16 protein-coding genes are annotated in these 12,819 nt (G+C 60.6%); 6 read left to right on the top strand and 10 right to left on the bottom strand.

Translation table 11 applies throughout. The features are described 5' to 3' along the window. Window positions 1–39: 39 nt before the first annotated feature. The 10 genes from hisC to OC610_RS11290 all read right to left on the bottom strand — a co-directional run bounded on the left by hisC (window position 40) and on the right by OC610_RS11290 (window position 8,001). Window positions 40–1,092, bottom strand: a complete 1,053-nt coding sequence (gene hisC / locus OC610_RS11335) for a histidinol-phosphate transaminase (protein ID WP_264427846.1) — start codon at window positions 1,090–1,092, stop codon at window positions 40–42. Window position 1,093: 1 nt separating this feature from the next. Continuing rightward, window positions 1,094–2,419 (bottom strand): histidinol dehydrogenase, encoded by a 1,326-nt coding sequence (gene hisD / locus OC610_RS11330; RefSeq protein ID WP_264427845.1) that lies wholly within the window; start codon window positions 2,417–2,419, stop codon window positions 1,094–1,096. A gap of 123 nt (window positions 2,420–2,542) precedes the next feature. Then, complete coding sequence (gene hisG, locus OC610_RS11325; RefSeq protein WP_264427844.1) at window positions 2,543–3,178, bottom strand: ATP phosphoribosyltransferase; 636 nt, start codon at window positions 3,176–3,178, stop codon at window positions 2,543–2,545. A 128-nt stretch (window positions 3,179–3,306) separates the two neighbouring features. Next, window positions 3,307–4,572 carry a UDP-N-acetylglucosamine 1-carboxyvinyltransferase gene (gene murA, locus OC610_RS11320; protein ID WP_030139864.1) on the bottom strand — a complete coding sequence of 422 codons (1,266 nt, stop codon included), beginning with the start codon at window positions 4,570–4,572 and terminating at the stop codon, window positions 3,307–3,309. A 22-nt stretch (window positions 4,573–4,594) separates the two neighbouring features. Then, window positions 4,595–4,834, bottom strand: a complete 240-nt coding sequence (locus tag OC610_RS11315; protein WP_264427848.1) for a BolA family protein — start codon at window positions 4,832–4,834, stop codon at window positions 4,595–4,597. A 114-nt stretch (window positions 4,835–4,948) separates the two neighbouring features. Beyond that, window positions 4,949–5,254 (bottom strand): STAS domain-containing protein, encoded by a 306-nt coding sequence (locus OC610_RS11310; RefSeq protein WP_264427847.1) that lies wholly within the window; start codon window positions 5,252–5,254, stop codon window positions 4,949–4,951. Window positions 5,255–5,262: 8 nt separating this feature from the next. After that, window positions 5,263–5,916 carry an MlaC/ttg2D family ABC transporter substrate-binding protein gene (locus tag OC610_RS11305; RefSeq protein ID WP_030139862.1) on the bottom strand — a complete coding sequence of 218 codons (654 nt, stop codon included), beginning with the start codon at window positions 5,914–5,916 and terminating at the stop codon, window positions 5,263–5,265. 11 nt (window positions 5,917–5,927) lie between these two features. Beyond that, on the bottom strand, window positions 5,928–6,395 hold the full coding sequence (gene mlaD, locus OC610_RS11300; RefSeq protein ID WP_030139861.1) for an outer membrane lipid asymmetry maintenance protein MlaD: 468 nt from the start codon (window positions 6,393–6,395) through the stop codon (window positions 5,928–5,930). Further along, complete coding sequence (mlaE, locus tag OC610_RS11295; RefSeq protein ID WP_264427843.1) at window positions 6,395–7,192, bottom strand: lipid asymmetry maintenance ABC transporter permease subunit MlaE; 798 nt, start codon at window positions 7,190–7,192, stop codon at window positions 6,395–6,397. Before mlaE ends, mlaD begins: the two co-directional genes overlap by 1 nt. Beyond that, entirely contained in the window at window positions 7,192–8,001 is an 810-nt protein-coding gene (locus OC610_RS11290) for an ATP-binding cassette domain-containing protein (RefSeq protein ID WP_264427842.1), read from the bottom strand. The genes mlaE and OC610_RS11290 overlap by 1 nt, the downstream gene beginning before the upstream one ends. 272 nt (window positions 8,002–8,273) lie before the next feature. Between OC610_RS11290 and OC610_RS11285 the strand changes: the two genes are divergently transcribed. From OC610_RS11285 to OC610_RS11260, 6 genes are all read left to right on the top strand, one after another. Beyond that, window positions 8,274–9,248 carry a KpsF/GutQ family sugar-phosphate isomerase gene (locus OC610_RS11285; RefSeq protein WP_264427841.1) on the top strand — a complete coding sequence of 325 codons (975 nt, stop codon included), beginning with the start codon at window positions 8,274–8,276 and terminating at the stop codon, window positions 9,246–9,248. Further along, window positions 9,248–9,772 (top strand): KdsC family phosphatase, encoded by a 525-nt coding sequence (locus OC610_RS11280; RefSeq protein WP_264427840.1) that lies wholly within the window; start codon window positions 9,248–9,250, stop codon window positions 9,770–9,772. Before OC610_RS11285 ends, OC610_RS11280 begins: the two co-directional genes overlap by 1 nt. 7 nt (window positions 9,773–9,779) lie before the next feature. Beyond that, window positions 9,780–10,352, top strand: a complete 573-nt coding sequence (gene lptC, locus OC610_RS11275; RefSeq protein WP_264427839.1) for an LPS export ABC transporter periplasmic protein LptC — start codon at window positions 9,780–9,782, stop codon at window positions 10,350–10,352. Further along, a complete protein-coding gene (gene lptA / locus OC610_RS11270) occupies window positions 10,339–10,887 on the top strand; it encodes a lipopolysaccharide transport periplasmic protein LptA (protein ID WP_264427838.1) in 549 nt (182 codons plus the stop codon). The genes lptC and lptA overlap by 14 nt, the downstream gene beginning before the upstream one ends. Continuing rightward, on the top strand, window positions 10,887–11,612 hold the full coding sequence (gene lptB, locus OC610_RS11265) for an LPS export ABC transporter ATP-binding protein (protein WP_264427837.1): 726 nt from the start codon (window positions 10,887–10,889) through the stop codon (window positions 11,610–11,612). Before lptA ends, lptB begins: the two co-directional genes overlap by 1 nt. A gap of 164 nt (window positions 11,613–11,776) precedes the next feature. Continuing rightward, window positions 11,777–12,819 (top strand): RNA polymerase factor sigma-54 (locus tag OC610_RS11260; RefSeq protein WP_264427836.1); only part of this gene is annotated, 1,043 nt, incomplete at its 3' end.

The raw sequence follows: 12,819 nt of genomic DNA, 5'->3' as shown, positions 1-12,819 counted from the left end.
TCGCGAGCAAGCCCGCTCCCACAGGATCCATGCAGGGCTCTAGAGCTCGCCTAGGGCGTCGATCAATGCCTGGTTCTGCTCCGGCGTACCGATGCTGATCCGCAGGAACTGCGCGATGCGCTCCTGCTTGAAGTGCCGCACGATCACGCCCTGCTCACGCAGCTTGGCCGCCAGTCCGGCCGCGTCGTGCCGGGGATGACGGGCGAAGATGAAGTTGGCGGCCGACGGCAGCACTTCAAAGCCCTTGGCTTGCAACTGGGCCACCACCCACTCGCGATGTTCGATGACCAACCGGCAAGTGCGGTCGAAATACTCGCGATCATCGAATGCCGCCGCGCCGCCGACATTCGCCAGCCGATCCAGTGGGTAGGAGTTGAAGCTGTTCTTGATCCGCTCCAGCGCTTCGATCAGATCCGGATGGCCCACCGCCAGGCCCACGCGCAACCCCGCCAGCGAGCGAGACTTGGACAGGGTTTGCGTGACCAGCAGGTTTGGATAGCGGTCCACCAGGCTGATGGCCGTCTCACCACCGAAGTCGATATAAGCCTCATCGACGACCACCACCGATTCAGGGTTGGCCTTGAGGATCTGCTCAACCGCTTCCAGCGCCAGCAGGCAGCCGGTCGGCGCGTTCGGGTTGGGGAAAATGATTCCGCCGTTGGGCTTGGCATAGTCCGCTGGGTTAATGCGAAATTGCTCATCCAGCGGCACCGCGTCGGACTGGATACCGTACAGCCCGCAATAAACCGGGTAGAAGCTGTAGCTGATGTCCGGGAACAACACCGGTTGGTCGTGCTGCAACAGGCCATGAAAGATGTGCGCCAGTACTTCATCCGAACCGTTGCCCAGGAATACCTGATTGGTTTGCACGCCGTAATACCGGGCGACTGCGCTTTTCAGCAGGTCGCTGTTGGGATCCGGATACAGGCGCAGGTTGTCATTGAGTTCGGTCTGCATCGCCGCGAGGGCCTTGGGCGACGGGCCGTAGGGATTCTCGTTGGTATTGAGCTTGACCAGACGGGTCAACTTCGGCTGTTCGCCCGGCACATACGGCACCAGGTCCTTGACGAACGGGCTCCAGAATTTACTCATTTCAGTTCCCTTCCTGTTCGTCTTTGATGCGGTATTCGGCGCTGCGGGCGTGGGCGCTCAGCGATTCGCCACGGGCCAGCACCGAGGCGGTCTTGCCCAGTTCGGACGCGCCCTGCTCCGAGCAGAAAATGATCGATGAGCGCTTCTGGAAGTCATACACCCCTAGCGGCGACGAGAAGCGCGCGGTGCCGGAAGTGGGCAGTACGTGGTTCGGACCGGCGCAATAGTCGCCCAGCGCCTCGGAGGTGTGGCGGCCCATGAAGATCGCACCGGCATGACGAATCTTCGGCAGCCAGGCCTGGGGATCGGCAACCGACAACTCCAGGTGCTCCGGCGCGATGCGATTGGCGACTTCGATGGCCTGCTCCATGTCATCGACCTTGATCAACGCACCACGGCCATTGATCGAGGTGTTGATGATCTCGGCGCGGTCCATGGTCGGCAGCAGCTTGTCGATGCTGGCGGCGACCTTGTCGAGGAACTCGGCGTCCGGACTGACCAGGATTGCCTGGGCGTCCTCGTCGTGCTCGGCCTGGGAAAACAGGTCCATGGCGATCCAGTCCGGATCGGTCTGGCCGTCGCACACCACGAGGATCTCCGAAGGGCCGGCGATCATGTCGATGCCGACCTGGCCAAACACGTGGCGCTTGGCGGTGGCGACATAGATATTGCCTGGGCCGACCACCTTGTCCACCCGCGGCACGCTTTCGGTGCCATAGGCCAGAGCTGCCACGGCCTGGGCGCCGCCGATGGTGAACACCCGGTCCACCCCAGCGATGCAGGCGGCGGCCAGCACCAGTTCGTTGATTTCGCCGCGCGGGGTCGGGACGACCATGACCACTTCGGTCACGCCGGCAACCTTGGCCGGGATCGCGTTCATCAACACCGAAGACGGATAGGAGGCCTTGCCGCCCGGCACATACAGGCCGGCGCGGTCCAGCGGCGTGACTTTCTGGCCGAGTACCGTGCCGTCGGCCTCGGTGTAGCTCCACGAGTCCTGCTTTTGTCGCTCGTGATAGCTGCGCACCCGGGACGCGGCTTTTTCCAAGGCTTCACGCTGGGGCACGGTGATTCGGGTCAAGGCCAGTTCCAAGCGCTCGCGCGGCAGGATCAGGTCGGCCATCGACGCGACTTGCAGGCCGTCGAATTTCTGGGTGAATTCCACCACGGCCGCATCGCCACGCTCGCGCACGGCCTTGATGATGTCCAGCACGCGCTGATTGACCGAATCGTCGGACACGCTCTCCCAGCTCAGCAGATGATCCAGATGATGTGCGAAATCCGGGTCGGCAGCGTTGAGTCGGCGAATCGAGGTGGGAGCGGTCATAGCGAGGGCCTCATTAATGGCAAATGCTCAGGCGCCCTAAGCTACCAGTCCATTCGCGTGGGCACCTGAGAAAATTGGCTATGACGCGGATAGACGGGCGCGGCTCAAGGCCGCGCAAGTGAATCAGCCGCGGTGTCGCGATTCCACTGCCTTGCGCAGGGTATCGATCAAAGCCTGGATACGGGCGTGCTGCATTTTCATCGAAGCCTTGTTGACGATCAGCCGGGAGGTGATGTCGGCGATGAAATCCTGGGGCTCCAGGCCGTTGGCTCGCAAGGTGTTGCCGGTGTCGACCACGTCGATGATCTTGTCCGCCAGCCCGATCAGCGGCGCCAGCTCCATCGAGCCGTAGAGCTTGATGATGTCGACCTGGCGGCCCTGTTCGGCGTAGTAACGCTTGGCAACGTTGACGAACTTGGTCGCTACCCGCAGGCGCCCCTTGGGCTCGACTGCGCCAACCTTGCCGGCGGTCATCAGCTTGCAGCGGGCGATGCGCAGGTCCAGCGGCTCGTACAAGCCCTGGCCGCCGTATTCCATCAATACGTCCTTGCCGGCAACGCCCAGGTCGGCGGCACCGTGTTCCACGTAAGTCGGCACATCGGTGGCACGCACGATCAACAAGCGTACGTCGGCCTGGGTCGTGGGGATGATCAGCTTGCGGCTCTTGTCCGGATTCTCGGTCGGCACGATGCCCGCTTCAGCCAGAAGCGGCAGGGTGTCGTCAAGGATGCGGCCCTTGGACAATGCGATGGTCAACATGGGAAACGTCAGTCCTTATCAAGGTACTCATGCCCGGTCGCAAGCGGCGCCGGACACACATCGAGGGTGAAACCACCCTCGATCTGAAACGAAATCAAAGGCGCGTCCTTGCGCCCATGCAGCCTGGACTAGCCCGGTACGCGACGGATCTTGGCGCCGAGCATCTGCAGTTTCTCTTCGATGCACTCGTAGCCACGGTCGATGTGGTAGATGCGGTCGATCAGGGTGTCGCCTTCGGCGATCAAGGCCGAGATCACCAGGCTGGCCGAAGCCCGCAGGTCGGTTGCCATGACTGGCGCGCCCTTGAGTTTTTCGGTGCCGGTAACAATGGCAGTGTTGCCCTCGACCTGGATCTTGGCGCCCATGCGATGCAGTTCATAAACGTGCATGAAACGGTTTTCGAAGATCGTCTCGATCACTGCGCCGGTGCCTTCGGCAATGGCGTTGAGGGAGATGAACTGCGCCTGCATGTCGGTGGGGAACGCCGGATACGGAGCGGTCCGCACATTGACGGCTTTCGGCCGCTTGCCGTGCATGTTCACTTCGATCCAGTCTTCGCCACAGGTGACTTCGGCGCCGGCTTCCTTGAGTTTTTCCAGGACGGCTTCGAGGATGGTCGGATCGGTGTCCTTGACCTTGACGCGGCCACCGGTGACGGCGGCGGCAACCAGGTAGGTGCCCGTTTCAATGCGGTCCGGCATCACTTTGTAAGTGGCCGAGTGCAGGCGCTCGACGCCATCGATGGTGATGGTGTCGGTGCCGGCACCGCTGATCTTGGCGCCCATGGCAATCAGGAAGTTCGCCAGGTCGACCACTTCAGGCTCGCGCGCGGCGTTCTGCAGCACGCTGCGGCCCTTGGCCAGTGCAGCGGCCATCATGATGTTCTCGGTACCGGTCACGCTGACGGTATCAAAGAAGAAATGCGCACCGCGCAAGCCGCCTTCCGGCGCCTTGGCCTTGATGTAGCCGCCTTCGACGTCGATCACCGCGCCCATGGCTTCCAGGCCACGGATGTGCAGGTCCACGGGACGCGAGCCAATGGCGCAACCGCCAGGCAAGGCAACTTCGGCTTCACCGAAACGGGCGACCATCGGGCCCAACACCAGGATCGATGCACGCATGGTCTTCACCAGCTCGTACGGGGCGATCAGGGTCTTGATGGTGCGCGGATCAATCTCGACGGCAAGCTTCTCGTCGATCACGGGCTCGATGCCCATGCGGCCGAACAGCTCGATCATCGTGGTGATGTCGTGCAGGTGCGGCAGGTTGGCCACGGTCACCGGGCCATCGCACAGCAGGGTCGCGGCCAGGATCGGCAGCGCGGAGTTCTTTGCCCCGGAGATACGGATTTCGCCATCAAGACGAACGCCGCCGGTAATAATCAATTTATCCATAAGAATCTCGACGCCCTTGGGCTCAGGTGCGCTCGGCCCAGGCCGCGCGGCTGAAAAATTTCATTGTGACCGCGTGGATGCTGCCATCGGCGATCCATGGGTTCAAATGGGCATAGATGCTCTGCTGACGCTTCACCGGGCTCAACGCCGCCAGTTCATCGCTGATCACATTCAGCTGGAAATTGCAGCCTTCGCCTTCAACTTCCACCTGTATCTCAGGCAGCTTTCCTTCAAGGAAGCTCTTCACTTCTACAGCCTGCATGCTCAACCTCAATCGGCGCCCTGTGCGCACGGGTCGCACATCATACAAAAAAGCCCCTCGCCTGCGAACCCCGCGAAGCAGGACTCTGACGGGGGGCTTTTCCAACCATGTGGATCAGGGGTGCGCCAACAGCTCGGTCAACTCGCTGACCTGTGCTATTTCGCGCATGTCTTCGGGCATCCCACGGATGCTCCACGTCTTGCCGGCGGCCTTGGCATCGCGCATGAAGCACAGCAAAAGCGACAGGCCTACGCTGCTGGACTTCTGCACGGCCGAGCAATCAATCACCAGTTCGGCTGTTTTTGCCGACTTGATCAATGCCTGGCCCTGCTTGCGCAAGCCCGGGCCGGTGCGGTAGTCCAGCACGCCGCTGAGCAGCAGCTCGCCGGCCGCGCCCAGGCGAACGTCGGACTCGCTCACCGACTCATTCATTGTTCCTGCTTCTCTTTGGCTTCTTCGGTCACTTCCTTGGCCTTGGCGACTTCGCCGGCCCAGCCGTCGATGGTCTTGTCCAGGTCGTTGCCATTGCGCTGCATTGCGTCGGCGAACTGGTCACGGAACAGCTTGCCGATGTTGATGCCATTGATGATCACGTTGCGAACTTTCCACTCGCCATTGATTTTCTCGAGTGTGTAGGACACAGGATAAACGGCGCCATTGTTGCCCTTGACCTGCATGTCAACGCTGGTGCGCGTGCCGCTTTCATCCTTGGCCGGCGAAACGGTGATGCCCTGGTTGTTGTATTCCAGCAAGGCGTTGCCATAGAACTGCATCAGGCTGCGCTTGAAGTTCTCCTGGAAGCGGGTCATCTGCGCCGGGGTTGCCTTGCGCGAGTACTTGACGGTCATGATGCTCTTGGAGATGCCATCGGCGTCCACCACGGGGCCGACGATGCCATTCAGCGCGTCGTAGAACGCGCTTGGGTCCTGCTTGTATTTCTCTTTATTGGCGGCAAGGTCCGCCAGCAATCGAGTGGTGGTGTCCTGGATGATGTCGTGCGCCGAAGGCGCCGCCACGGCGTTGCCCATCAGCGGCAGGGCCGCCAGCAGGACCAGCAGGCTGCGTCGCAGGATAGAGATCATTCAAAAGCTCCTCATTTGGCGTCTTTGCTAACGGTATTGAGCAGGAATTTACCGATCAGGTCCTCGAGCACCAGCGACGACTGCGTATCGTGGATGGTCCCGCCGTCCTTGAGCAGGGTGTCCTCCCCGCCCACGCTGATACCGATATATTTCTCACCCAACAGCCCAGCGGTGAGGATAGATGCTGTGGAGTCAGTCGGCAGGTTATCCACGCGCTTTTCCAACTGCAGCGTCACCCGGCCGGTGAAACTGTCGCGGTCCAGATCGATTGCCGTGACCTTGCCGATCGTCACACCGGCCATGGTCACCTTGGCTCTGACCGTCAAACCGGCGATATTGTCAAAATAAGCATAAAGTTTATAAGTATCGGTGCTCGCGGTTGGCGCCAGTCCACTGACCCGCAAGGCCAGCAGCAGCAAAGCCAGGATGCCAGCCAGCAAGAAAAGGCCGACACCGATTTCCAGGGTGCGGTTTTGCATCAGAAATCTCCAAACATCAAGGCGGTCAGAATAAAGTCAAGGCCCAGGACGGCCAACGAGGCGTAGACCACGGTCTTGGTTGTGGCACGGCTGATCCCCTCTGACGTGGGCTCACAGTCATAACCTTGAAACACGGCGATCCAGGTGACCACGAACGCGAAGACGGCACTCTTGATCACACCGTTGAGCACATCATCGAGGAAGTCGACGCTGTTCTGCATATTGGACCAGTAAGAGCCTTCATAGACCCCCAGCCAATCGACGGCGACCCACGAGCCCCCCCAGATCCCCACGACACTGAAGATCATCGCCAGCACCGGCAGCGAAATGAAGCCGGCCCACAAGCGCGGGGCAATGATGTATTTGAGTGGGTCGACACCGATCATTTCCAGGCTGGACAACTGCTCGGTGGATTTCATGTTGCCGATTTCGGCGGTCAGCGCCGATCCGGCACGCCCGGCAAACAATAGTGCGGTTACCACGGGGCCGAGCTCGCGCAACAGTGTCAGCGCAACCATCTGCCCAACCGCCTGCTCCGACCCATAGCTGGACAGGATGCTGAAGCCCTGGAGCGCCAATACCATGCCGATGAAAATCCCCGAGACGACGATGATGACGAGGGACATCACCCCGACCGAATGCAACTGCTTGACCAGCAGGCCGAAACCTCCGCCGGTGGAACTGCGGCCGAGCAAGGCGTGCATCAGGAACAGCGAGGAACGCCCAAGCACCGCCACCACGTCGATGCCTGAACGGCCGAACAGGCGAACTCTTTCGATTAACGATTTCTTGCGCATCAGCGCTTCCCCAGCAAGTCGGTACGGTAGTCCGTGGCCGGAAAATGGAACGCCACCGGACCGTCCGGATCCCCTTTCATGAATTGGCGAATGCGCGGGTTGTCCGAATCCTTCAACTCCTGCGGCGTACCCTGCCCCAGCACCTGGCCATCGCCGACGACATAGATGTAGTCGGCGATACTGGCGGTTTCGGCCAGGTCATGGGAAACCACGATACTGGTGATGCCCAGCGCATCGTTCAGCAGGCGAATCAGGCGCACGAGCACGCCCATGGCAATGGGGTCCTGCCCAACGAAGGGCTCGTCATACATGAGGATTTTCGGGTCGAGGGCAATCGCCCGCGCCAACGCAACCCGACGCTTCATACCGCCCGACAACTCGTCCGGCATCAGTTCCAGGGCGCCTCGCAGCCCGACTGCCTGCAATTTGAGCAGAACGATGTCGCGGATCATTTCTTCCGGCAGTTCGGTATGGACCCGCAGGGGAAACGCCACGTTCTCGAACACGTCGAGGTCGGTAAACAGGGCGCCGCTCTGGAACAGCACCCCCATGTCCTTGCGCGCATCGAACAGATCGCCGCGCGACAACTCTGGAAGGTTCTGGCCATTGACCCAGACTTCGCCGGCACTGGGACGCAGTTGTGCGCCCATCAGTCGCAGCAGCGTTGTCTTTCCGCACCCGGAAGGCCCCATGATGCCGGTTACCTTACCGCGCGGGATGCGAATATCGATGTCATTGAAAATGCTGCGCGTCCCTCGCTTGAAGGACAGTCCCTTCAGCTCGACCGCGTAAGCGTTGTCGGCACTCATCTAAACTCCTTGCGATGCAGCCTCATATTCGAGTGCCCCGGCCAATCGACAGACGCCGGTACCGCCGGGCACACGAACCGGCGGCGAACTATATCACTGCAACGGTCAGGCGCCCAAGGCCAACCCCCGGCCTGTTAAGCCTGGTTTGAGGTAAAGCACCACATTTTATGTCCAGCCTTGCATCCGTTCGAACAAAGCGTGACGAACTAACGTGAGGGAATCGTTCATTGCCGCTATAATCGCCGCCTTTTCATCGGGCTATACGATCTGACATGAGCCAATCCAGCGACCTGATTCAATCGGCACAACGTACCATCCGCCTCGAGCTAGAAGCCGTACAAGGCTTGTTGCCCCGCATCGACGCTGATTTCGTACGCGCCTGCGAGATGATTCTGGCCAGCAAGGGCCGCGTGGTCGTGGTCGGCATGGGCAAGTCAGGCCACATTGGCAACAAGATTGCCGCCACGCTGGCCAGCACCGGCACCACGGCTTTTTTTGTTCACCCGGCCGAAGCCAGCCACGGCGACATGGGCATGATCACCCGGGACGATGTCATCCTGGCACTGTCCAACTCGGGCTCGACCAATGAAATCCTCACGTTGCTGCCGTTGATCAAGCGGTTGGGCATCCAGATGATCAGCATCACCGGCAATCCCGATTCGCCACTGGCCAAGGCAGCCGAGGTGAACCTCAATGTTCACGTCGAGCACGAAGCCTGCCCACTGAACCTTGCCCCGACCTCGTCCACCACCGCGGCCCTGGTCATGGGCGATGCCCTGGCCGTGGCCCTGCTGGAAGCCCGGGGTTTCACCGCCGAAGATTTCGCTTTTTCACATCCTGGTGGAGCCTTGGGCCGTCGCCTGCTGCTGAAAGTCGAAAACGTCATGCATGCCGGCGAAGAGTTGCCACAGGTTCAACGCGGCACGCTACTCAAGGATGCGCTCATGGAGATGACCCGCAAGGGCCTCGGCATGACCGCGATTCTGGAAACCGACGGCAAGCTGGCCGGGATCTTCACCGACGGTGACCTGCGCCGCACCCTCGATCGCGCCATCGATATCCGCAACGCGACCATCGACGAAGTCATGACCCTTCACGGCAAGACAGCCCGCGCCGACATGCTGGCCGCCGAAGCCCTGAAAATCATGGAAGACCATAGGATCAATGCACTGGTGGTAGTGGATGACGAAGACCGCCCGATCGGCGCCTTCAACCTGTCCGACCTGCTGCGTGCTGGAGTAATGTGATGACGACCGACCTGCTGCTACGGGGCAAGAATATCAAGCTCGCTGTTTTCGACGTCGACGGCGTACTCACTGACGGCCGTTTGTACTTCCTCGAGGACGGCAGCGAGTTCAAGACCTTCAATACCCTCGACGGCCAAGGCATCAAGATGCTGATGGCCGCTGGCGTTCAGACCGCCATTATCAGCGGCCGCAAGACCCCGGTGGTCGAGCGGCGAGCGAAGAACCTCGGCATCCCGCACCTTTACCAGGGTCGGGAAGACAAATTGGTGGTGCTGGACGAACTACTGGGCCAACTCAATCTAAGCTATGAGCAGGTTGCCTACCTCGGCGACGATTTGCCGGACCTGCCGGTGATCCGCCGGGTCGGCCTGGGCATGGCCGTGGCCAACGCAGCCGCTTTCGTACGCGAGCACGCCCACGGCGTCACCACCGCGAAGGGCGGCGAAGGCGCAGCCCGTGAATTCTGTGAATTGATCCTGAACGCCCAGGGCCACCTCGAAGCGGCCAACGCCGCGTACTTGTGAGCCATTTATGTTAAGCAAGAAAATTCGCACCATACTGGTATTCGGCTGCATCGCCGCGATTTTCGCAGCGGTAGGCTACTGGAACATCAGCCCGGAACGCTTCCTCGACCAGCCTGCGGCCAAGATCCAGGAAAACGATATCGATTGGTATGCGACCAATACGCATACCCTGCAATACCTGCCAGATGGCAAAGTGCAGTACGAGATGACGTCTGACAAAGTCGACCATGTAAAGGCCAGTGATATAACGCTGGTCACCAAGCCGGACCTGAACATGTTCCGCGGCACTGAATTTCCGTGGCATGTGCAGAGCGAGCGCGCCGAGGTCAATCCTGGCGGCACCGAAGTCGAATTGATCGACTCGGTACGCATTGCCCGGACCGATGAGAAAAACCGTACGACCATCATCACCAGCACTCGCATGACGGTCTTCCCGCAGCAAGAATATGCGCAGACCGAGCAACCCGTTAGAATCGACGGCGCCGGCGGCGTGTCGACCGGCGTGGGAATGAAGGCGTATTTGAAGGAAAGCAGGATACACCTGCTATCGAAAGTAAGAGGACAGTATGAAGCTCGCTAAAACCCTCCCTATTTTGCTCAGTCTGGGCGCAGCACTGGGAAGCGCGAGCGCCTGGGCCCTCCCCAACGACCGCGACCAGCCTATCCGTATCCAGGCCGACGACGCGCAACTGGACGACAAGAACGGTGTCGCCACCTATAAGGGTGATGTGATCATCACCCAGGGCTCGATGAAGGTGACCGGCAATACCGTGACCATCACCCGCACCCCGTCCGGCGATATCGACGTGGTGACTTCGGTGGGCAACCTGGCCTACTTCGAACAACTGCAGACTGCGGGCGACACCAAGCCGGTGCAAGGCTACGGGGTCACCATCCAGTATCACGCCGCCCAGGACCGTGTTGTCCTGATCGACCGCGCCAAAGTCGTCGACAAGGACAACAACGTGACCCAAGGCGAGAAAATCGTCTATGACACGGTCAAGAAACTGGCCAGCGCCGGTCGTGCCACTGGCAGTAAGGTCACCGAGGCGCGTCCGCGTATCGACATGGTGATCCAGCCGAAAAAGAAAACCGACGAGCAGAAGGCCCAGTAATGGCAACTCTGAAAGCCCAGCACCTGGCCAAGAGCTACAAGAGCCGCCAGGTTGTGCGCGATGTCAGCCTGTCCATCGACAGCGGCCAGATCGTCGGCCTGCTCGGCCCCAACGGCGCAGGCAAGACGACCTGCTTCTATATGATCGTCGGCCTGGTCCAGGCCGATCAGGGCCGCGTCCTGATCGACGACCTGGACGTCAGCCACCAGCCGATGCATGGCCGGGCGAAGGCCGGGATCGGCTATTTACCGCAAGAAGCGTCGATCTTCCGCAAACTGTCGGTTGCCGACAACATCATGGCCATCCTCGAGACCCGCAAGGAGCTCGACAAGGCCGGCCGTCGACAGGAACTGGAAAGCCTGCTGCAGGAATTCCACATCAGCCACATTCGCGACAACCTGGGCATGAGCCTGTCCGGTGGCGAACGTCGCCGCGTGGAAATCGCCCGCGCCCTGGCCACCGCGCCGAAATTCATCCTCCTCGACGAACCGTTCGCTGGCGTGGACCCGATTTCGGTGGGCGATATCAAGCAGATCATCCATCACCTCAAGGCCAAGGGGATCGGCGTGCTGATCACCGACCACAACGTGCGCGAGACGCTGGATATCTGCGAGACGGCCTACATCGTCAATGACGGCCAGTTGATCGCCGAAGGCGACTCCGCGACCATCCTGGCCAATGACCTGGTCAAGGAAGTGTACCTGGGCCACGAGTTTCGCCTGTAAGCACGGATGTCTGGTGCATCGCCCAGGCGTCGCCAATTTTATTGTGGCGGCGCTCTAGGCAAACACCTCAGTTTCAGGCATATAATTTGCTTAAGTTTGGCGCTCCGGCGCCCTTGTAGTGGATGGCGCATGTGCGCCGGCGAATAAGGTGTTAAGCCCCTGCCATGAAACCATCGCTAGTCTTGAGAATGGGCCAGCAGCTGACGATGACGCCGCAGCTGCAACAGGCCATCCGCCTGCTCCAATTGTCGACCCTGGACCTGCAACAGGAAATCCAGGAGGCCCTGGAGTCCAATCCGATGCTCGAACGCCAGGAAGAAGGCGACGACTTCGACAACACCGATCCGCTGGCCGACAACGTCGAACAGAAAACCCCTGCCGAAATCCCGGAACCGTCCTACCAGGAAGCCGCCCCGACGGTGGATAACATCGAGGACGGCGAGTGGAACGAACGCATTCCCAACGACCTTCCGGTGGATACGGCTTGGGAAGACGTCTACCAGACCAGCGCCAGCAGCCTGCCAAGCGGCGACGACGATGAGTGGGACTTCACCACCCGCACCTCTGCCGGCGAAAGCCTGCAAAGTCATTTGCTGTGGCAACTGAACCTGGCGCCGATGTCCGACACCGATCGCCTGATCGCCGTGACCCTGATCGATTGCATCAACAACCAGGGCTACCTGGACGAGACGCTCGAAGAAATTCTCGAAGCCTTTGACCCCGAGCTCGACATCGAGCTGGACGAGGTCGAGGCGGTCCTGCACCGCATCCAGCAGTTTGAACCCGCCGGCATCGGCGCGCGCAGCCTGGGCGAATGCCTCTTGCTGCAACTGCGCCAATTGCCCGCCAAGACACCGTGGCTGGCCGAAGCCAAGCGACTGGTCACCGACTACATCGACTTGCTGGGCGGTCGTGACTACAGCCAGCTGATGCGGCGTATGAAGCTCAAGGAGGACGAGCTGCGCCAGGTCATCGAACTGGTGCAGAGCCTGAATCCGCGGCCCGGCTCGCAGATCGAATCCACGGAACCCGAATATGTGGTCCCGGATGTGATCGTGCGCAAGCACAACGATCGCTGGCTGGTGGAACTCAACCAGGAGTCGATGCCCAAGCTGCGGGTCAACGCCCAGTACGCAGGCTTCGTGAAGCGCGCCGACACCAGCGCCGATAACACATTCATGCGCAACCAGTTGCAGGAAGCGCGCTG

The sequence above is a fragment of the Pseudomonas agronomica genome, from assembly GCF_025917275.1.
Lineage (GTDB): Bacteria > Pseudomonadota > Gammaproteobacteria > Pseudomonadales > Pseudomonadaceae > Aquipseudomonas > Aquipseudomonas agronomica.
Note: the sequence above shows the minus strand (reverse complement) of the source record. Positions and strands in the feature narration are given on the sequence as shown.

Coding starts and splice junctions, on each gene's coding strand:
- lptB (WP_264427837.1), top strand. CDS start 10,887: ATGGCAACTCTGAAAGCCCAGCACCTGGCCAAGAGCTACAAGAGCCGC.
- OC610_RS11290 (WP_264427842.1), bottom strand. CDS start 8,001: ATGAGTGCCGACAACGCTTACGCGGTCGAGCTGAAGGGACTGTCCTTC.
- mlaD (WP_030139861.1), bottom strand. CDS start 6,395: ATGCAAAACCGCACCCTGGAAATCGGTGTCGGCCTTTTCTTGCTGGCT.
- hisC (WP_264427846.1), bottom strand. CDS start 1,092: ATGAGTAAATTCTGGAGCCCGTTCGTCAAGGACCTGGTGCCGTATGTG.
- OC610_RS11285 (WP_264427841.1), top strand. CDS start 8,274: ATGAGCCAATCCAGCGACCTGATTCAATCGGCACAACGTACCATCCGC.
- mlaE (WP_264427843.1), bottom strand. CDS start 7,192: ATGCGCAAGAAATCGTTAATCGAAAGAGTTCGCCTGTTCGGCCGTTCA.
- OC610_RS11305 (WP_030139862.1), bottom strand. CDS start 5,916: ATGATCTCTATCCTGCGACGCAGCCTGCTGGTCCTGCTGGCGGCCCTG.
- OC610_RS11280 (WP_264427840.1), top strand. CDS start 9,248: ATGACGACCGACCTGCTGCTACGGGGCAAGAATATCAAGCTCGCTGTT.
- murA (WP_030139864.1), bottom strand. CDS start 4,572: ATGGATAAATTGATTATTACCGGCGGCGTTCGTCTTGATGGCGAAATC.
- lptC (WP_264427839.1), top strand. CDS start 9,780: ATGTTAAGCAAGAAAATTCGCACCATACTGGTATTCGGCTGCATCGCC.
- lptA (WP_264427838.1), top strand. CDS start 10,339: ATGAAGCTCGCTAAAACCCTCCCTATTTTGCTCAGTCTGGGCGCAGCA.
- hisG (WP_264427844.1), bottom strand. CDS start 3,178: ATGTTGACCATCGCATTGTCCAAGGGCCGCATCCTTGACGACACCCTG.
- OC610_RS11315 (WP_264427848.1), bottom strand. CDS start 4,834: ATGCAGGCTGTAGAAGTGAAGAGCTTCCTTGAAGGAAAGCTGCCTGAG.
- hisD (WP_264427845.1), bottom strand. CDS start 2,419: ATGACCGCTCCCACCTCGATTCGCCGACTCAACGCTGCCGACCCGGAT.